General features: G+C 39.7%; 15 protein-coding genes and 2 pseudogenes. 4 read left to right on the top strand and 13 right to left on the bottom strand.

Features of this window, described 5'->3' with window-relative positions:
- The first annotated feature begins 1 nt into the window (after window position 1).
- Together FTU69_RS08405 and FTU69_RS08400 are read left to right on the top strand one after the other, a co-directional pair.
- Window positions 2-1,981 carry a MacB family efflux pump subunit gene (locus FTU69_RS08405; protein ID WP_005182346.1) on the top strand — a complete coding sequence of 660 codons (1,980 nt, stop codon included), beginning with the start codon at window positions 2-4 and terminating at the stop codon, window positions 1,979-1,981.
- A 10-nt stretch (window positions 1,982-1,991) separates the two neighbouring features.
- On the top strand, window positions 1,992-3,410 hold the full coding sequence (locus FTU69_RS08400; RefSeq protein WP_180103733.1) for an efflux transporter outer membrane subunit: 1,419 nt from the start codon (window positions 1,992-1,994) through the stop codon (window positions 3,408-3,410).
- A 1,040-nt stretch (window positions 3,411-4,450) separates the two neighbouring features.
- Here the strand turns inward: FTU69_RS08400 and FTU69_RS08395 are convergent.
- From FTU69_RS08395 to FTU69_RS08375, 5 genes are all read right to left on the bottom strand, one after another.
- Window positions 4,451-4,993, bottom strand: coding sequence for a hypothetical protein (locus FTU69_RS08395; RefSeq protein WP_373685091.1), 543 nt, complete (start codon window positions 4,991-4,993; stop codon window positions 4,451-4,453).
- Window positions 4,990-5,748: a putative type VI secretion system effector gene (locus tag FTU69_RS08390; RefSeq protein WP_180103732.1), complete on the bottom strand. Its 759-nt coding sequence runs from the start codon at window positions 5,746-5,748 to the stop codon at window positions 4,990-4,992. The genes FTU69_RS08395 and FTU69_RS08390 overlap by 4 nt, the downstream gene beginning before the upstream one ends.
- Before the next feature lie 2 nt (window positions 5,749-5,750).
- Complete coding sequence (locus tag FTU69_RS08385; protein WP_180103731.1) at window positions 5,751-6,128, bottom strand: hypothetical protein; 378 nt, start codon at window positions 6,126-6,128, stop codon at window positions 5,751-5,753.
- Between the two features lie 149 nt (window positions 6,129-6,277).
- Entirely contained in the window at window positions 6,278-7,213 is a 936-nt protein-coding gene (locus FTU69_RS08380) for a hypothetical protein (protein WP_180103730.1), read from the bottom strand.
- Between the two features lie 21 nt (window positions 7,214-7,234).
- Complete coding sequence (locus FTU69_RS08375; RefSeq protein ID WP_180087932.1) at window positions 7,235-7,393, bottom strand: hypothetical protein; 159 nt, start codon at window positions 7,391-7,393, stop codon at window positions 7,235-7,237.
- A 250-nt stretch (window positions 7,394-7,643) separates the two neighbouring features.
- Between FTU69_RS08375 and FTU69_RS08370 the strand changes: the two genes are divergently transcribed.
- A complete protein-coding gene (locus tag FTU69_RS08370) occupies window positions 7,644-8,576 on the top strand; it encodes an IS5-like element IS17 family transposase (protein WP_180103729.1) in 933 nt (310 codons plus the stop codon).
- A gap of 66 nt (window positions 8,577-8,642) precedes the next feature.
- On the opposite strand, the gene FTU69_RS08365 is transcribed toward FTU69_RS08370, so the two are convergent.
- The 5 genes and pseudogenes from FTU69_RS08365 to FTU69_RS14935 form a co-directional block, all read right to left on the bottom strand.
- Window positions 8,643-9,161 carry a tetratricopeptide repeat protein gene (locus FTU69_RS08365; protein WP_075167347.1) on the bottom strand — a complete coding sequence of 173 codons (519 nt, stop codon included), beginning with the start codon at window positions 9,159-9,161 and terminating at the stop codon, window positions 8,643-8,645.
- Between the two features lie 604 nt (window positions 9,162-9,765).
- Window positions 9,766-10,509, bottom strand: coding sequence for a tetratricopeptide repeat protein (locus tag FTU69_RS08360; protein WP_180103728.1), 744 nt, complete (start codon window positions 10,507-10,509; stop codon window positions 9,766-9,768).
- A gap of 43 nt (window positions 10,510-10,552) precedes the next feature.
- Window positions 10,553-11,431, bottom strand: coding sequence for a tetratricopeptide repeat protein (locus FTU69_RS08355; protein WP_163146125.1), 879 nt, complete (start codon window positions 11,429-11,431; stop codon window positions 10,553-10,555).
- Window positions 11,432-11,446: 15 nt separating this feature from the next.
- Window positions 11,447-11,926: a hypothetical protein gene (locus tag FTU69_RS08350; protein ID WP_180103727.1), complete on the bottom strand. Its 480-nt coding sequence runs from the start codon at window positions 11,924-11,926 to the stop codon at window positions 11,447-11,449.
- 49 nt (window positions 11,927-11,975) lie between these two features.
- A pseudogene (locus FTU69_RS14935) lies at window positions 11,976-12,176 on the bottom strand (RHS repeat-associated core domain-containing protein); the annotation flags it as partial.
- Here FTU69_RS14935 and FTU69_RS08340 point away from each other — a divergent pair.
- Window positions 12,176-12,478: pseudogene (locus FTU69_RS08340) on the top strand (IS30 family transposase); the annotation flags it as partial. The pseudogenes FTU69_RS14935 and FTU69_RS08340 overlap by 1 nt on opposite strands.
- Window positions 12,479-12,631: 153 nt before the next feature.
- Here the strand turns inward: FTU69_RS08340 and FTU69_RS08335 are convergent.
- The 3 genes from FTU69_RS08335 to FTU69_RS08325 all read right to left on the bottom strand — a co-directional run.
- Window positions 12,632-13,372 carry a tetratricopeptide repeat protein gene (locus tag FTU69_RS08335; protein WP_168391366.1) on the bottom strand — a complete coding sequence of 247 codons (741 nt, stop codon included), beginning with the start codon at window positions 13,370-13,372 and terminating at the stop codon, window positions 12,632-12,634.
- 278 nt (window positions 13,373-13,650) lie between these two features.
- On the bottom strand, window positions 13,651-18,354 hold the full coding sequence (locus FTU69_RS08330; RefSeq protein ID WP_180103725.1) for an RHS repeat-associated core domain-containing protein: 4,704 nt from the start codon (window positions 18,352-18,354) through the stop codon (window positions 13,651-13,653).
- A 40-nt stretch (window positions 18,355-18,394) separates the two neighbouring features.
- The coding region (locus FTU69_RS08325) for a type VI secretion system Vgr family protein (RefSeq protein ID WP_257223622.1) at window positions 18,395-20,586 on the bottom strand (2,192 nt) is incomplete at its 5' end.

The following is a 20,586-nucleotide window of genomic DNA, read 5'->3' as shown; positions in this document are numbered from 1 at the left end:
CATGAGTCAACAACAGCAACCTCTACTCGAGGTCAAGAATCTGACTCGTGAATTCCCTGCAGGTGAATCAACGGTGCAGATTCTCAAGGGTGTCGATCTGGCGATTTACCCCGGTGAACTGGTCGCAATTGTCGGTCAGTCCGGTTCGGGTAAATCGACCCTGATGAATATTTTAGGCTGTCTGGATAAACCAACCTCGGGCAGCTACCGCGTCAATGGCCGCGAAACCCGTGAACTGGAACCCGATGAACTGGCCCAGTTACGCCGTGAATATTTTGGTTTTATTTTCCAGCGCTATCATCTGCTGGGCGATTTAACCGCAGCGGGAAACGTTGAAGTCCCGGCGATTTATGCCGGTGCCGATGCCGATGAACGTCATCAGCGTGCAGAAAAACTGCTGACCGATTTGGGTCTGGGTGAGAAAACCCAGAACCGTCCAAGCCAGCTTTCTGGTGGTCAGCAACAGCGTGTTTCGATTGCGCGTGCGCTAATGAATGGCGGCGATGTGATTCTAGCCGATGAACCGACCGGTGCGCTGGACAAAAACAGCGGCATTGAGGTAATGCGGATTCTGCGCGAGCTGAATGCCCAGGGTCATACTATTATTCTGGTCACCCATGACCACAATGTCGCCAAAAGTGCCAGCCGGATTATTGAAATCAGTGACGGGAATATTATTTCCGATCAGCCGAATACGCCAGAAACTGAAGATGCCCCCCTAGAAAAACAGCAACTGCAGCGCAATACGCAAAAGAAAATTTCGTCCTGGCGCTCCGCGGTGGACCGTCTGGGAGAAGCCTTCCGTATGGCCTTACTGGCCATGAATGCACACCGGATGCGAACCTTTCTGACCATGCTCGGGATTATTATCGGGATTGCCTCGGTGGTTTCAGTGGTGGCACTCGGCAATGGTTCACAAAAACAGATTCTGGAAAACATCAGCAGTCTGGGTACCAATACCATCACCGTGTATCAGGGCCGGGGCTTCGGGGACAATTCACGTTCCTCTCAGGTCAGAACCCTGATTCCCGCAGATGCCGATGCGCTGGCGGAACAGCCCTATGTCGATGGGGTCAGCCCGTCGGTGAATACCAGCGTGACCGGACGCTTTAAGGAAATTGAAGCCTCGACCACCGTGAATGGTGTGAGTGAAGACTTCTTCTATGTACGCGGTCTGGATTTTAACAGCGGTCAACCTTTTGACCGGAGCAGTGTCCGCACTCAAGCCCAAGACGTGGTGATTGATACCAACACCCAAAAGACTTTCTTTAGTGACGGCTCTAACCCGGTAGGTCAGGTGATTTTACTGGGGAGCGTACCCAGTCGGATCATTGGGGTGGTCGATGCCCAGCAAGGCATGGGCGGTAATGCGGATAGCCTGAATGTCTATCTGCCCTACTCCACCGTTTTAAGCCGGATGCTGGGGCAATCGCATGTGCGCAGCATCATTGTCCGGATTAAAGATGAATATCCAAGTGCCGCCGCAGAAAATGCAATTTTAAGCCTGCTGGTCCAACGCCACGGTGCGCAGGATGTCTTTACCCAGAATGCCGACAGTATTCGGGAAACCATCCAGCAGACCACTGCGACGATGACCCTGCTGATTTCAGCCATTGCCGTGATTTCTCTGGTGGTGGGTGGTATCGGGGTGATGAACATCATGCTGGTATCGGTTACAGAGCGGACGCAGGAAATCGGCGTTCGTATGGCGGTGGGTGCCCGACAAAGTGACATCTTGCAGCAGTTCCTGATTGAAGCCGTACTGGTCTGTATTTTAGGTGGTATTCTCGGGGTGCTCTTATCTTTAGGGATTGGACAACTGATTACCCAGTTCGCCGGCGGGACTTTCCAAATGGCCTACTCGACCACCTCCATTGTGGCGGCCTTTATCTGTTCCAGCCTGATCGGGATTGTGTTTGGCTTTATTCCTGCCCGTAACGCTGCCCGTTTAAACCCCGTCGATGCACTGTCTCGAGAATAAGGATACTTTCATGCAATTGAATTTCAGTAAGCTTGCAACCGCCTTGCTATTGAGCAGCAGCCTGGTCGGCTGTGCGGCGGTGGTGAAAACCCCATATCAGGCACCCGCTGTGACTATTCCGGGCAGTTTCCAGAACAGTAAAGCGGTTAGCCAGCAGGTGCATGCCCAGGTTCAGGCCGATCAGTGGTGGACGCTGTTTAAGGATGCCCAGCTGAATGCCCTGGTTGAACAAACCTTGACGCGCAATAGCGATCTGGCGGTTGCCGGGATTAATCTGCAACAGGCCCGTCTACAGGCGGGACAGTCTCAAAGCCAGCAAGGAATCCGGATTGGAGATGCCAGTATTTCAACCGGGCACCGTTTTAGTCTGGATGGCGATGGTAATGCCTCGACCGGAATTTCTCTGGGCTATCCACGCTTGAGTTATGAACTGGATTTATTTGGCAAACTGGCCAACCAGACCGAAGCTGCGCGCTGGGAAGCCTTAGCCACCGAGCAGGATTTACAGGCCACAGCACAGAGTTTGATTGGTACAGCAGCAGAGCTGTATTGGCAGCTGGGCTATTTAAATGAACGTTATCAGGTGGTGCAGCAAAACCTGGCGACCGCACAAAAAACCTATGAACTGGTACAAGTACAGTATCGGGCTGGCGCGGTATCGGGTCTGGATGTAACCCAGGCAGAACAGTCGGTACAAAACCAGAAATCGACCTTAAGCCAGATTGAGCAGCAGCGTGTAGAAACCCGGACGGCCTTGGCAGTTTTATTAAACATGCCGGTGCAGCAACTGAATGTTCAGGAACCGCCGCGTTTACCACGCACGGCGCTGCCGGAGATTAGTGCCGGTTTGCCGGCAGAATTATTGGCGCGTCGTCCGGACTTGCAGGCCGCTGAGTTGCGCCTGCGCAAAGCCCTGGCCAATAAAGATGCCAATCGGGCCAGCTATTATCCATCGATCAGTTTGACTGGTGTGCTATCGACTGGTGTGGGTGCCTCTACCTCACTAAGCAGTGCATTGCAAAATCCGGCCTTGACCTTGGGTGCAGGTTTAAGTCTGCCATTTTTACAATGGAATGACATGAAACGCGATTTACAGGTCAACGAACTGGAATATGAAAAAGCGATTTTGCAGTATCGCCAGACCCTATATGCCGCCTTTGCAGATGTGGAAAATGCATTATCGGCACGTAATGAGCTGGATAAGCAGCTTGCCTTGCAGGCACGTAATGTTGAACTGGCGGAAAAGTCTGAACGGTTGACTGAAGTTCGTTATCGTAACGGCGCAGTGGCATTAAAAAATCTGTTAGATGCACAGGAAACCACGCGTAATGCCCGTCTATCTTTGGTGCAAACCCGTCAGAGCCAATACAATGCTTATGTGACCTTGTTACAAGCGCTGGGTGGGAGTCCGATTCAGCAGTTGCCTTAAATTTTATAGAATAAAAAAAAGCCCGTAAGGGCTTTTTTTATATTTCACTCATTTTTAAATTTATATTCAAGACCACTAAAAAAATAGAACCGCTTTAATGAATATTCTCATAGTATCAACATTAACAAAATACCAAAATAGACAAAAGCATTTGATTTAATACCTAACATTAACCCACCTGCATCAAAATAAAAAGGCGAATTAATAATTATAAAATAGGGCCCTATAACAAACATATACGAAATAAGTCCAAATTGAAAAAAAAATCCCATCCCCCCATACTTTTCCGTGCTCAACTTCAAAATCATGAGTATATTTATCCAAATTATTGTCAATTACAGTATTATTTAACTTATAATGTTTTTGCATTCTTTTTATTTTTTTTATCGACAAATAAAAATCAATTAAGAAAAACAATAATAAAAAAACAAATATAATCCCCCAACCCTCAATTATTGTTAAATACACCCCACCCAAAACATAGAAAAAAACTATTAAAACATTTAACAAAACAAATTTAAAATAAAATTTAATATAATTAAAACGACCTAAAAACCAGAAAAAAACCTAGAATAATACTTAAAATAAGAAGAAAAGAATAACCCTTACAAACATATGAATAAATTACCAATAAAATAAAAAATAAAATCATAAATACAGACTTATTAATTAACTCAAATTTTTTCATAATACTCTCAATTGGCTTTGTTGCATAAATATGTAAGCATCTGATTTAAATAAATTTAATTTTGGATCAAAAAAATAATCAAAACCCTTAAAATCATATAGTTATGAAATATTTGTGCAACAAAGCCTAAATACATTAATTTTTCTTTTCTTGTTCTGCTATATAAACTTCAGGATATGGGTCATCATCAATCGTATTACGGTATTCATAAACCGATTCTAATATTAATTTTGCATTATCATCTTGATGTCAAGTCGTCAGTAAATAAATCTCTTCTGGATTTTTAAACCCGTACATCTTAAAAACTTGTTCTGACTTTTCATTTAAATGCCGTAATGAATTAAACGCATTTTTAACAATAAACATAAAAATAAAATAAAATACTAACAATTAATAACATCAAAAAAATATCTTGATTAAATTCATCAATGAATATAATAAATAGACTAACCCCAATAATTGTAGCTGCATACCAAATCCGCCCTCCTTTTATCATCGATTGATATGCGGGTTTATCGGCTGCCCCCATGCCCACTTGCATATGCAATAAACCAGTTTTAGGGCTAAGTACTGAACATAGCTCATACACATTCGGTTCAATTTGCTTAGCAATACAAATGACATATTCATTTGCTGCTAACAATGCACGGTGAAACTGACCCACACAAACTTTGCCACCTATGTTCATCACCACAGTTTGGATATGTAAACGGCTTTGCGTGGCTAAAAAAACCGTTTGTGCACCCAATGAAATACTACCAGCAACCGTACTTAAAATCGCTGAAGACTTAATGAGATGATCTCCTACTCCCCCCAATGTATTCAGTACACCATTATGTATTTCTAACGCTTCAATACGACCTTCTAACTTCACCAAACCATATAAATACATCAATTTTTCTTTTCCTGTTCTGCTATATAAACTTCAGGATATGGGTCATCATCAATCGCATTACGGTATTCATAAACCGATTCTAATATTAATTTTGCATTATCATCTTGATGTCGAGCCGTCAGTAAATAAATCTCTTCTGGATTTTTAAATCCATACATCTTGAAAACTTGTTCTGACTTTTCATTCATATGGCGTAATGAATTAAATGCATTTTTAACAATAAACATAAAAATAAAATAAAATATAAATAAACAGCCTCCCCAAAGCAATAAATTTTCAATTGAATAATCATTAGGCACAATAATCCAAACAATAACTATTACTAAAAAGCCAATTGCATACCAAACTCTCCCACCTTTCATCATTGACTTGTATGCAGGTTTATCAGCTGCCCCCATTCCGACTTGCATATGCAGTAAACCTGTTTTTGGACTAAGTACTGAACATAACTCATATACATTGGGTTCAATTTGCTTAGCAATACAAATGACATATTCATTTGCTGCTAACAATGCACGGTGAAACTGACCCACACAGACTTTGCCCTCTATGTTCATCACCACAGTTTGGATATGTAAACGGCTTTGCGTGGCTAAAAAAACTGTTTGTGCCCCCAATGAAACACTACCCGCAACTGTACTTAAAATCGCTGAAGACTTAATTAAATTATCTCCTGCCCCTCCCAAAGTATTTAACACACCATTATGGATTTCTAACGCTTCAATACGACCTTCTAACTTCACCGAATCATACATATTCAAAAACTCACTACCGCTTTTACAAACTCTTGATACTCTTCATCTTCATTTTTAAAAGGCGTCTCTTTACTATTTGCTTTCCTAAAAGGTGTTTTTTGACACCAATCCTCAAATGCATTATCCAGCACATAGTTTTTAAGAGCGTACTCTAAAGTCACCAATAGAACGGAAAACACAGTCAAACCTGCGACTACACGTGCTCCAGCAAGAGCAGCAATGACAGTATTTGAAGAAAATCTTACTGCTGTCCGATTTAATACACCCTTTCCGATATATGGTGCAACTGAGCTTGCTAATACCCCAACTTGCCCTAAAGTCAAAGCAAAATTAATTACCAACTTTGCTAAAGAGGCTTTGTTGCATAGATATGTAAGCATCTGATTTAAATAAATTTAATTTTGGATCAAAAACAATCAAAACCTTTAAAATCATATAGTTATGAAATCTTTGTGCAACAAAGCCATCAATACTCATAATTAAATAGCTTTGCTAAATAAAACTATGGATTAAAAATATCATTTAAAATTTAATTGATCCATTCTCGAGGGACTTGAGGAGTTTTAGATGTTCTCACACAAAGCCTTCTAATTAAGAATTGAGGAATACCAAAAATCAAAAGATTTAAATTGAAGTCAGAAGGTAATTTTACTTGATCTGTTAAATAATCTCGCTCTGAAAATCTTAGTAGTTTAAGTCTAAACCAAGTTTCTCTTGCTATCTCTTTACGGTCAATGACATTCGGGGCATAGTAATGAATATTCTTTTTTAATTTTTCTAAGTCTTCACCCGCCATATAGCGTCTAAAAAACTCCCAATGACCTTCAACCAAACTTAAGCTACGAAATCTAAATGGAAAGACGACCACTTGTTGAATGATCTCATTTTGATCAATCAGTGAAGCATTCACAGCGTATTCATGATTTTCATTAATATTTATAGAAAAATGATAATCACTCCATGGAGCTGAAATCCATTTTTTTTGGTAAGGTTCAAAATAGTGTAATTCTTGATTTTTACGGTTAAAAATCAAAGGGTAATGCGTATAACCAAATAACTCACGACCAAATGAAATATTAAATATTTTAAAAAAGGAAAATATACCTCCCAATAAAAAAATAATTCCAATTAAGGATATCAATGAAAAACCTGATTCAGATAAAAAGCCAGGAAAGCCTATTAATAGAATTATAAGCCCTATCATCATTAAAAAGCTAAACCATAAAGAGAACATGGTTGGCAACCCCCTGATCTCATCCCAAGCATCATTACAAATTAGATAATCATCGTTAACTTGCTGAATATTAAAATATGGAATCAACTTATTATTTAATTTTTTTTTAGGATCTAAATTAAAGTTAATTAATCCTCGTTCATTAATATAGGTCAATACTTGTGGTTTTTCATGGTTAATTTTCAAACCTTTGATCAAATTCTGATTTTCATAACCATAGTTACCACTCATAAGAAACCTCCAAATATAACTTTACCACTTGTAATCCGAACTACTTACTTCTTCGACAGCTAAGATATAATTTTTTTCTAGATCATCTAAAGATAATCCTGCACTTGATGTCCCCCAAGCGCTTTCTTTTAACCACTTTCTAAGCTGTTGTCTTCGATTATAATCAGCATAATAATCCACTCCAAAACCTACTATAATTAAAGCAACTCCCCATCCAGTCGCTCCTAACCCCCAGTAAACGAGCTGACATGAACGTTGTACCTTTACGTAAAAGATAAGTTGAAGCTATTAGTGAGATTCCAAATGCTCCATCAAAAATCATGCTAGTTTTATTATTTCGATTAAAAGAAATCCAAGCATTTTTTGAATTCTAAAGGGCTTTGTTGCACAAACCTATCTGTAAAGGCTTTTTCAGCGATATAATTTTCAAATGAAGAAGCCTACACACAAAATCTACCGCACAACCAATTGGCCCGCATATAACCGAGCACTCATGAGTCGCGGAAATATTGCCATTTGGTTTGATCCTGCTACGCAATGGTATGCTCCATCAAAAGGCAAACAAGGGCGAAATCAAACCTACTCCGACGCAGCTATCCAATGCTGCTTAATGATTAAATCCTTATTCCGTCTATCTTTACGTATAGTCACTGGCTTTGTGCAAAGTCTGATTAAACTTTGCGGATTAAATTGGACCGCACCAGATTACAGTACGCTTTGTAGAAGACAAAAGCATATTGATATTGCAATCAGCTACCAAAAAAGTAGCGATGGGCTGCATCTACTCGTAGACTCTACAGGCATGAAGTTTCTAGGTGAGGGCGAATGGAAACGCAAGAAACATGGAGCTGAATATCGTCGCCAATGGCGTAAACTACATATTGGTATAGATGCCAAAACCCTACAAATACGCGCTATTCAGCTCACAACCAATAATGTCAGTGATTCACAGGTGCTTGGTGATTTACTTAATCAGATTCCACAAGATGAGCAGATTGACTCTGTTCATACCGATGGAGCTTATGACACCAAGCAATGCCGTCAGGTCATTGCAGATCGGCAAGCACATGCGGTGATTCCACCTAGAAAAAATGCGAAACCATGGAAAGATACAAAGAGTAGCTCGCTAGCGCGAAATGAATTACTTCGAACAGTTAAACGTTTAGGCAGGACACTATGGAAAAAATGGTCAGGCTATCATCGCCGCAGTTTGGTGGAAACCAAGATGCATTGCATCAAATTATTAGGCGATAAATTAATGGCAAGAAGCTTTCCTAGTCAGGTGAATGAGATTCATGCACGTGTAGCAGTCCTCAACAGATTTACGGAATTAGGTCGACCACTTACCCAAGTTACGCCTTAAATTTGGCTCAATTAGGGGCGCTTTGCATTTCAAATCTTTGTGCAACAAAGCCGTAAATAGACCAAACTACTTATCACTCTCCATAAGAAGTTTTATATCATCTGGTATTGATGCATCTGGTATTTCATTATTTTTTATTTTCTGTAAATAACTTTTAGCAATTTCTTCATTATTACTTGCAGCAAGTGTTAGCCACTTTTCTGCTTTTACCAAATCTTGAGTTACTCCATTAGTTCCAAAAAAATAGGCTGTACCTAAATTAAGTTGAGCAAGTGAAGACCCCTTAGATGCAGCTAACTCTGACCAATAAATAAATTTCTCTCCACTTTTTGGTACGCCCTCACCAAATGCATATAATCCAGCCAATTCATTTTGGGCAATTACATCCCCACTTTCAGCAGACGTTTCCAAAAGTTTTAAATAATTTTCCTTATCGCCAGCTTCAGAATATTTCTGTATTTTTTGATATGAATCTTGCTCCGTTGATGTAATCTTTTCTGAATCAGGAAGTGTATTCGTTGATGTACCATTACTACAACCACTTACCATCAATAGGCTGAAAAAGATAGAATAAGAATATTTCATTTACTAACTCCAAAAATTAAAAATTTGACGGAAACCATTGAGAACTCGGAGGTACATTTAAATACACAGGATTTTCTTCTTGATATCTTTTCCCCAGTTCTTGTAATCGCTTCATTTCAGTACATTTGCCACTTGAGTTGGATTAGGCATAACTAATGCAGCGGTCTTTTGCTTCATCCAATAATGTAGATGCGCCGACAGGACTTGTATTAGTATAGACTACCCACCCATCGAAAATGCTTATGGTGAGGCAGGTAAACTATAATTAGCTAATGCTGGTACTGCTACTCAGCATGCTGAGTTATATTTTCTTGCACACTGCTTTTTTGGTCATTATCACTACACCCAGTTAACCCCAATAAAATTGCTAGTAAAAGTATTTCTTTCATTTATTTCTCCTTATTTTCAGTTATTTTACTTTTTAATAAATGACTATAATTGGTAAGAAATAAAAAAACCTGCTAATACTTTTCTCTTTAATTACAAAAACAAGAAAATAATTTTATTTAAAAAACCTATCAAACAGTATCTTTTCATATAACCCCAGAAAATAAAGCTTCATTATGATAAAAATGATTACATAATGAAGCCTTTCCATTTATTTTTATCTAAGAATATTTAAATTATTAATTGCGTTCAAATGTCCTTGCTTAGCTGCTTTTTCATACCAATATTCAGCTTGCTTTTTATCTTTTTTTACATATACACCTTGCTCAAAGAAAACTCCTAAATTATATTGGGCTTCAGGATTATCTAGTTCAGCAGCTTTTTCAGAAAAAATAAATGCTTTTTCATAGTTTTCCTGATCTAAGTACATTTTTGATAAACCCTCATATGCTCGTGAAGGATTATCTTGGGCCCCTAATAAATACCAACGCTCTGCTTTTTCAAAATCTGGTGATCGACCAAAATCTTTAACTCTATATAGTTCTGCCAAGTTCAATTTAGCATCTTTGTTACCATACCTATTTGCTTCTAAAAAACATTCTTCAGCCTTTTGAAAATCCTTATCTTTTCCTAACCCAGCAAAATAAATCATACCTAATGAATTTATAGCTTCATGGTTATTAGCTTTTGCAGCCTTTTCAAACCAATAGTAAGCTTTATCATAATTAGGTTTGATATTATCTAACCCATTTAGATAGACCCATCCCATTAGATTCTCTTTTTCATCTAAGGATAAATCTTTTAAATTAAGAATTTCACACTGCTTACTACTACTTCCTGCTAATTTACACTCTTCCTCGAGCGTAGGGAACTTGTCCTGTTTATTCAAATTTGTACAAGCAATTAAGCTACATATAACAATGCTTATAGCGGAAATAAACAGAACTTTATTTTTGAGCATTATTATGCTATCTCTTATAAATTACAGAAAATTATTTGAATACTTACTGTTTTATCTTTTCTTTAGCACTTGAGATGCCTTGCTCATATGCTTTATTAAAGTAAAATTGAGATAAACTTTCATTTAACTTATTATAATCTGGAGATGAATATATGACCCCTAAGTTATAAGATGCTTGTCCTTTACTCATTTTACTAGCTAATTCAAAATACTTAATAGCTCGATCCACATCTTTAGTGATACCATTACTATTTATCAAATTAATACCCAAATTTAAAGCAGCCTCAGCATTATTTAATGATGCAGATTTTTCCCAGTAATTATTACAAATTTTATAGTCTTGTTTAACAACCACACCTTCGCAATATATCAACCCTAACTCAAATAATGAAAGAGCATCATTTTTTTCGGCTGCACTTTTTAAATAATTTAACCCTTCTTCAATATTTCCTTCTTCAATATAAATAGAGCCTATAGAGCCCATTGCATCAACATCATTCAACTTAGCAGCTTTAAGATAATATTTTTTTGCATTTTCTATACTTTTTTGAACTCCAGTTCCAGTGTAGTACTTAAAACCAGTATTATACATAGCGGAGACATTTCCATTATCTGCCGATTTTTTTGTCCACTCAAATGATTTTTTAGTATCATAAGTTCCACTCAGCGCTTTAAAATAAATATCTGCCAATATTAGTTGAGCATCACTATTACCCTCTTTTGCCAAGTTTTCATAAATAGGTTCGAGTCTTTTATAATATTCTTTCTTTTCATCAGAGTTTGATGGTGCAGCTTCTGCTTGTGATCTTAACTGCTCAGCTTGTTCAAATGTCATATTTAAATCAGATGATGTATTTGAAGCATTACAAGCAGTAATACATATACTTACAGCTAGACTCACCAATAATTTCTTTTTCAGCATTTTGTACATAACCTCTTAAAAACTCATTTTGTTAAAAATGTCATTAATGTTGACATTATTTGGCGGAATATGTGCATGAGAGCGAGGATCATACTCAGGAATGGTTTTGGGATCGATATATGATCGAGGCTTTGGTTTAGGTACACTTTTTTCACATCTACCATTTCGACCATTACAAATGGGCCCACGTGGGTCATTTGTAAAACAAGCTTCAACCTTATAGCTAGATAAACTAGGTATAACATGTCCACTTGAAACTCCAGCACTAGCAGCGACTCCTCTATCATATGTCGACATTAAGCCATCACTAGATGCTTCACCTAAACCAGTTTTACCAAAACCTATACCTCTAAATAATACAACACTAGCACTTACATCTCCCCACCCACCATTCAATGCGTCTTTATAAACACCATCATATGGGTCATGAAAAGTTACTGATCTACTTCCTGCCGCTCCTAAAGTGCCCCCGCCCATATGAGCCACTACCAACAACTATTGATGCGACACCTCTTTCATTATTTAGGCATTGGGATCTTAAATCATATTTAATTCCTGTTCCGGCAAGAACACTAACTTGATAACTTGAACCAGTCCATTCAGTTAACCCCATCGGATCAACCCATTGGGTTGGATCACTTACATAAGCAGAAGTATTCATTCCCCCCTCTAACCCAATCGGGTCTTTACTCACATATCTTGCACTATATGGCTCGTAATATCGGTAACGGTTATAGTGCAATTGACCATGGACGTGAGATGTCAGAACATAAAATACTCGAAGAAGATTTAGGCATAGATGTATATTTCTGTGACCCACATTCACCATGGCAAAAAGGCACATGCGAAAATATGAATGGTTTAATTAGGCAATATTTACCTAAAGGGATTGATTTAAATCAGGCAGATCAGCATTATTTAAATCAAGTTGCCATGTCACTGAATACTCGTCCTAGAAAAGCGTTAGATTGGCTTACACCATTAGAGAAGTTTGCTCAGCTTGTTGATTATCATAAGGCTTTTGAAACTGTCGCACCTCATGTTTGAATTCGCCAATTAAAAACATAAACCTTAAAATCAAAAAAAATACCAACATATAATTATTGCCTTCTATAAATATAAAAGGAAAACTTACATATCCTCTTAAAAATTATCTTCAATAATTTAGTTTTTTAAAACAAAAAAACATCTCTTAAATACTTATTTTTCACCTAAAAGCCTACTATAATTCTCATATGCTCCAGAAAATCCGTTATCATAAGCTTTTCTATACCAATACAATGCTTTTTCTTTATTTACCTTAACTCCCCCTTCCCCATTTTCATACATCCAGCCTACATTATTTTGAGCTAAAGGATCATTTCTTAAGGCCGCTTTTTCAAAATATTTAAATGCTTTTGTTAAGTCTTTATTTATAATTTTACCATCATAATACTGTACTCCCAACTCTGTTATAGCAGGAGTAAAATCTGTTTTTTCAGCAAAATCTAAACTCTCTAACATCTTCTCAGGGTTATGTTCTTTTATATAAATCAAACCTAACTGATATGCTGCTAAACTATCACCGAGTTTCTTTGCTGAAAGAAGCCATTTCTTAGAATCTTCTAATTTATTTTCTAAATAGTATAAATATCCTAGAGAATAATGTGCTGGTGAGAAACAATACTTAGCAGAATTTGTCAAATGTTTTTCAGCTTCTTTTAAATCAACCAACTTTGTTTTCCCATCTAAAAAACTCACACCTAAAATATACTCTTTATAAAATCCATCAGGTAAGCCATTTATTACCTTATCAATCTTTTTTAGATTTCCTTGTAAATTTAAAATATTGAGATCAAAATTAGAGTTTTTAATTTGATTAGAATATTCAATTTTTTCACAAGCAAAAGTAGATTTAATCAAAGATAAAAAAAATAAAAAACTACATAAAATTAGCTTCATAATAACCGACACTCCATATACTTAAACAAAGAAACAAACCTACCAGCCAATATGTTAATCTTATTAGCTTAGTAATTTTTTGATAATTATTTTTTTTCTTAAAAACAATATCGCTCATTACTTTGTTAAAACTATTATTCTTTGAAAAAAAATTCCAGATATCAGTTGCCATTTCATTACTAATATAATACCTATATAAGAAATATATCATTAGAATAAAATTAGATACGAATAAAAAAACCGCAATCCATCTTAAATAAAATAGTATTTCCATATAATTAGAACCTTGGAAAATTAAATGGTTGAGCCGGAATTACTGGCATCTTTTCCGGTGGAATACTGTAGACTGGTTGTTCAGGTATATAATCTGATGTATTTTGCCATCCATCCGTAATCCCTAAACCAGCTCCTGCTCCACTTCCACCTTTTATGACCGCATAAAATGATTTTCCAGACCAAGAGTACCCACCACAAATTTGTCCAAACCAATTAGCACCGACACCTCCGCAAGCTTCTATATATCTACCATCGGGTTTATTACCTATATTAAGTATATCTCGCGTAGTACTAGCCGAAACACCTAAACCTAACGTTCGTCCAGTAGAATGCACAGCCCGCCCACCTCCTGCATAAGTAGTGCTATGAGTTATACCCAATCCTAGTGCACCACTAATATTAGCACTCGTTCCATTCAATGCTCTATCAGTTGCCTGAACTAATGTTGATCTATCTTTCAATCTTGGATCTCCTTTCATACCAGGAATTGAAATATCAGGAGATAGTCCATACGGATCAACCCACTGAGTTGGATCACTTACATAAGCAGAAGTATTCATTCCTCCATTTAACCCAATTGGGTCTTTACTCACATATCTTGCACTATGGGGTTCATAATAGCGATAACGGTTATAGTGTAATCCTGTTTCTTGATCGTAATATTGACCTTGGAATCTGAGATTACTCTGCTCAAACGGATTGTCTGGATTTACTGTTTTGATGTCGAGTGTGCTACCCCAAGTATCTTGGGTAATTTCCCAAACACACTCACCTCTTGCATTGGTCATAGTCTGCGGCGTACCGACTTGATCACAATGGTAAAAAGTGATCTGCTCTAACTCCACTCGATTTTTACGGGTATCATTGCGCCATACAGGATCTTTATAAACCGAATAAGGTTTACTTTGATATTCAGCATAATCAGGTGTTTCAATCAGTTGAATAAAACCTTTATATCCAGCTTGCAACAGTGGAACGAAGCTATTCGGTTCATACAGATAGTGCTTGGTATAACTGTCTTGTTCTGATTTGCGGGATTCCCAAATCATCAGATCACCATCCCAACCAAACAAAGTCAACGCATCTACCGTTTTCTTGTAAAGTCTACGACCAAATACGTCATAACCGTAGTCCGTGACTTGACCATTGTGATCACTGCGAATCAATCGATTTTGGTTGTCCCATGTCAGTTTGAGGGTTTTACCTGCTTGTTTAGCCTCTATGACATTGCCTTGTGCGTCGTAGTGGTAATGTTTTCCTTGATAGCTTCTGACCAGATTGTTTTTAATTTGTGCCGTACTAGATGCGGATACAGGGTCGATCAAATTACCCGCAGGATCAAAGCTAAAACTCTCTGTTTTATGTGCGCTTTGCGTTGTGATTAAGCGTCCGATTGGATCGTATTGATAATTAAGCTTACCCAAACGGCTATCTTCAACTTGGTTTAGTAGGTAGTTTTGGTCGTAATGATAATGTCGATGCGCTTGGTACTGTAAATAGTCTTGAGTTTCTTGCTCAGGTTGAATGAACTGTGAACTCAGTAATCCCACATCATTATATTGTTTAGTTTGAATAAGCCCATTTGCCAATAGGCGTGTTGTTTCTCGATGTAAGTCATCTCGTTGGAATGAAACCACGTCCTGTTTATTCAGGGCAATGGCATACAAATGTCCTGAGCCATAACTCAAATTGGCTTGTTCCTGTCCATCTGGACGAATTGTTTTAATCAGATTACCAAGTTCGTCATATTCATAACGTAACACCGCAGTAAGTGGACGAAGCCCAGCGATTTTGTAGTGCTGATGCTCTCTTACCAATTGCCCAAGTGTATTGCGATAAAAATCAATTTGGCTAACCTCATTACTGGCTCGGCTCAGTTGGCTGTTCAGATTGTAATCAAATTGTTCTGTTTGCTTCTTTCCTGTATGTAAATGGGTAAAGCTTTTCGATGCGATTTGTCCATCAGCGTAATAATCAAATTGGGTCAGGATATTAGGCTGTCGGATTTCAGATAACCTGCCACTCTCATCATGATAGCTGTAGTGTTTTTCTTCTCCATCAAAAGCTTGTTCACGTACCAAATAACCATATTGATTGTAATCAAATAAATATTCTGCTTGGTTTTGGTTGATTAGTTTTTTGATGCGTCCCTGTTTATCCCATTGATAGCCAATGCGATGTCGATTAGCATCGATGCGTTGTTCGAGTAATCCTGTGGCATTGTATTGGTACTCAGTCACTAAACCTTTAGTATCAATATGTTTGAGTAAACGCCCTTCTTCATCATGTTCAAAATGTTCTTTTAATCCATCAGGGTAAACAATACTTTGGAGTTGTCCTTTGTCTCGACCTTGAGTGCTGTAAAGGTACTGAACGACTTTATTATTTGCAGTTTGTTCAGCTGTTAGCGAACCCTCTTCATCGTATTCCCAAGTACTGCTTTTGCCTGAGCAATCAGTATAGGAGGTCATTTGTCCTAATTCATTGTATTGAATTTTTTTGCTGCTGCCTTTGGCATCAATCACTTCGATCAATTGATTGTCATTGTTGTATTTATATTGGGTGATATGCCCCAAAGGATTTATTTCTTTGCTGATATTACCCTTGGCATCATATTCTCGTTTCCAAATATTGCCTTCGGGGTCTTTGGTTTCGACCAAATTGTCTTGCTCATCATAGGCAAAACGGATTACTCCGCCATTTGGCTGTACGATTTTGATGAGTTGATCCTGATCATTGTATTCTTGTTGGGTCTCTCGCCCTTCAAAATCAATTTGACGGGTAATACGTTTGTACTGATCGCGGGAGTACCATTTCTCTCGGCCATCTGCCAGACGAATTCGATAAGTAAACCCATCCAGGTCAAAATAATAATAGGTCGGCACGTCATAAGCATCGTATACCGCGACCTGACGTAAACGAGGATGCCACTTTAATGTAGTTTTAAAACTGCCATCATCGGCCCACTCCTGAATAGCTTTGGCATTCGGCAAGCTTGAGTCATAGCGGATATTCTGCCCACGCCCCGTCCGATCGGTATAGCGGGTCAGCTGATGGGCACTGTTATATTCATAATCACGATGATGAGCATTTTCATCAAAAGCCTGAATCAGATTACCTTGCTGATCATAAATATAATGTGCCAACGGCTCGACTTCATCATCTACAAAGATGGCCAGAATTTTACCCTGATCGTTATAAGCGAATTTGAGCGCCTGCTGTGCCTGCTTTAACTTAAATGCAACAGTTTGTAGAAATGCCTGCCCTTGCACGAACACATATTGAAGCTGTACCTGCTCCTGTGTCTCTAATTGATGTTCTAAAACCAGCTGATAACTGAACCCGCTATTAAAGCTTTCAAAATCAAAGCTCCACGCGCCACCAAAATTTAAACGAAGCCGGCCATCTTCGAGAGGTGTCACCGTAGTACCTTCATACGGCACTTCATAGGCCTGCTGAATAATAGAGGCAGGTAATTGTAGTTTGCGGCCTTTTCCATCAATAAACAGATAACCTTTTTCATTCTGTTGAATGATATTGGAAAAAGGCATCTGCCAGCGCGCCCCCATGCTGCTACCATCAAGCTCAGATAATTGAGAGTTATAGAGCCGGCTAAAGACAAAACCTATTTTGGGCAAGCTAAAGTCACTATGGCTAATCCGCTCAGCGCCGATGGCATAGCTAATACTGTTACCTGTTGCAGATTCAGATGCTACTGCGGTTTGCGACATATTCAAACAAGGCGGTTCCTTTAACGCATCAGCTTGTAAGGAAACAAACTCTAAAATATCACCTTCAGTATGTCGTTCATATTCACCGGTCTGATTGATGGGTACACTGGCTCTGCCCTGATATTCAGCGGACTGAATTGCGCTGAGCGTTTCCTGAATCAGCCAGGCCAAACTATATTGCAAACCGGCATTGGCCTGTTCTTGCAGAACGGTATTTAATTGAGTGATGGCTTCGGGAATAAGGGTCTGTAATGAACTCTGTTCCGGATTTAACTTTGGTCGTACATCCGCTTCTGCGGGTGCCTGGATTAATTCAATTAATGGACTGGCCCAATTGTTAAATTGTAATTTAGGATCACGTTTTTCTGCTGAGGCGCCAGCAGATGCCGTAGCTGTGGTCGCCGCAGCTCCAGAGGAGACCAAACTGTTTAAAATACTTCCGCCCAAATCAGCCGCTGCTTTGAGCAGGCCAGTGAGTTTGGTCTGAGTTTCCTGTAAAAAAAGCTCCAGATCACCTGCAATACGTGCATTCAGATGCAGCTCCATCCGACGTAAATCGGCTGTTTTTACTTTAGTATTGGCAGGATATAAACACTCTGCCATAAGTCCAAACATTGGACGTAGCGCCATCCGTGCATGTGCTTCATTTTTGGGCTCTGCAAATAAACCAATTAAATTGGCTGCCAGTAATGCATGACGCTGTACAGCTGCCGCGCCCGTTTGTGGCGCCATAACATAAAGCAGTAAATCCAATACGCTACCAGTTAGGGCATAAATATTGGCTACGGTTTTAATTGTAGCCTGGCCTTCAATTTGCATCAGGCTGGTTTGACCACAAACCTGCAAATAATTCTGGATCTGATGGGCAATCAGTTTATGATCTTCCAGATGAGTTACACTATTTAAATTAAATACAGCCAATTCGACAGCAGCTTGCTGTTCTTGTTTTTTATTCTGATCGGTTGATGTAGACATGTTTAATCCATACGTTCTTTATTTTAAATACCGGCACAACTTAAGTTTTCTTTCTTAAGGTTTCGGTAATTTTCAGCCCACCCGCCTGATAGTGCTTTTGGGAAATAAAATCTTCCGAGGTTGAAGAAGACTTTGCAGCCACTGGAACTGCAGGTTGCTCCACCCGAGAAAAGTCTGGCTGCTGGGTTAACACTGGAGCCACTAGATTTTTTGATTCTCCATACCGCGTGGTTTCGGTATAGGTCAGCCCTCCAGATTGGTAATATTTTTGGCTTACCCAATCATTATCCTGAGGCAAACTCGAAGATGTATTTCCATTAGAGCCGGTTGGCATCAAGGACATTACATTCTGTGGCAATTGCGCTGTATGTTTTAATTGCTCAGGCGATAAATTAATATTGAGCTGATTGGCCACAGCTCCTAGTGCAGCTGAGCTTGCTTGCCCTTGGACTTGACTCAGCATTTGGCTTCCAGTCTGGTTCAGTGCAGTTTTAGCCATATTCTTCAAGCCATCAGCATTCAGCGTATCTGGAGATAACAGGTTTGTCTTTAGCTGTGACAGCATATTCTGTTTCACAGACTGCAAGCTATTTTGAGCCAAACTTTTAACCTGACTGCTTAATTTGTCTGTCCAGGTATAATCGCGCTCAAAGTGGCTGGCCTGATCCCAGGCACTCCGGGTATCTTTGTCAAAGATAATTTTTGCTGCTCCTGGAGCAATACCTGCCACCTGAGCAAATCCATTCGCATCCAATTTACCGCTAAACTCCTGCCCTAAAGCATCAATCACTTTATAGCTATTTTGCTCAAAGAAGTCTTGACCTCCATAACTACGCAGCAGCTCCAGGGTTCCTTTTAATGGTTTGGCTTGAGGTAATTGCTGTACGCTGGCATCTACATTGGCACCGGTATTAAAGGCATGCTGCCCCGCCTTCACCTCAAACTTGCCACCCGTGGTCGGAAAAATCCCCGAGCCATTAATCTTGATTTGTGAACCGCCAGCGGTCAGATTAATTTCGGTTGGACTGGTAATATAAACCGCATCTTCCGTTGAAATAATCTGCACCCCCTTTCTTGCAATAAGATCTGCCCCATCACCCTGTGCCTGAATCTCGACCTTGCCTTTACCGGCATATAAGCGTGCACCCTTTTGTGCTGCAAACAGGCTCAGTTTCTGGCTGGCATGGGCAATCAAAGACTGCTGCGTACTGAGGTTAATACTCTCTCCGGCACTGTGGCTGATCTGACCATCCGCAGAAAGGTGTACATCTTGCTGGCTACTCAGCGCAATAGAGTTTGGTGCGCTAAGAATCATCAGTGCCTGTTTAAAAGCAGCGGCTTTATTTTCATCCTGCTGTTCGATCTGTTCCAGGAAGTTCTTTAAGTTATCGAGAACCTCTAAAGGATCGGTCTGCTGGTTTTTGGCCACTTCACTTAGGGCAGTACTGTTGTTTAAGCTGCTTTCAATCTGACTCTTGGCTTCGCTGGCATCAAGATGGTTACCTTCGGCCTGTGCCTGTGGATGAGTGGAAATCAGTAGCCCTTCTCCGGCACGAACTGCACCCCACTGATCGGTTCTCAGTTCAAAACCTTCTCCCCGACCGTCACTTTCGGCGCTGGCTTTGGGATGGCTCAAGTTCCCCAGGTTCAGTTGGGTCGCACCATGGCTGCTTTGCAGCTGGGCAGAAATCTGCTTCGGAGTATCATCAAAACGCAGCTGGTTAAAGCCACTGCCTTCAATTTCCTGTGAGCGGATCCCGCTGAGTTTTTTGGTGTCGGGTAGTTGGCCTTGTTGGTCGAATTGGGTTGGCGAGCGTTCTGCTTCATGTAAACGACCAACCACGAAAGGCCGGTCGATGTTACCGTCAAAGAAGTCGATCACCACAATTTCATTAATCCGTGGCAGGAAACGTGCCCCGTAGCCTTCTCCGGCCCAAGGCGTCAGTACATCCACCCAGGCGGAATCGGTGTCATTGTCATTGCTACCGGCCCCACCATCATGCTGATGGTCATCACTGCGGGTAAACAGGAAGCGGACTTTAATCCGTCCCCATTCATCGACATGGATGCTTTCTCCAGCAGGTCCCACCACCCGAGCACGCTGCGGATGAGCCGCCGGTCGGTGCTGTAGTGGGTGGTATTCCGGTACCGTATGGATGTTGCGACGTTGTAAGGTTAAGGTATTGCCTTGACGTTCATCCGGGTGTTGTTTTTGTTGAAAACTAAAATGGC

The sequence above is a fragment of the Acinetobacter sp. YH12134 genome, from assembly GCF_013418555.1.
Taxonomy (GTDB): Bacteria; Pseudomonadota; Gammaproteobacteria; order Pseudomonadales; family Moraxellaceae; genus Acinetobacter; species Acinetobacter indicus.
Note: the sequence above shows the minus strand (reverse complement) of the source record. Positions and strands in the feature narration are given on the sequence as shown.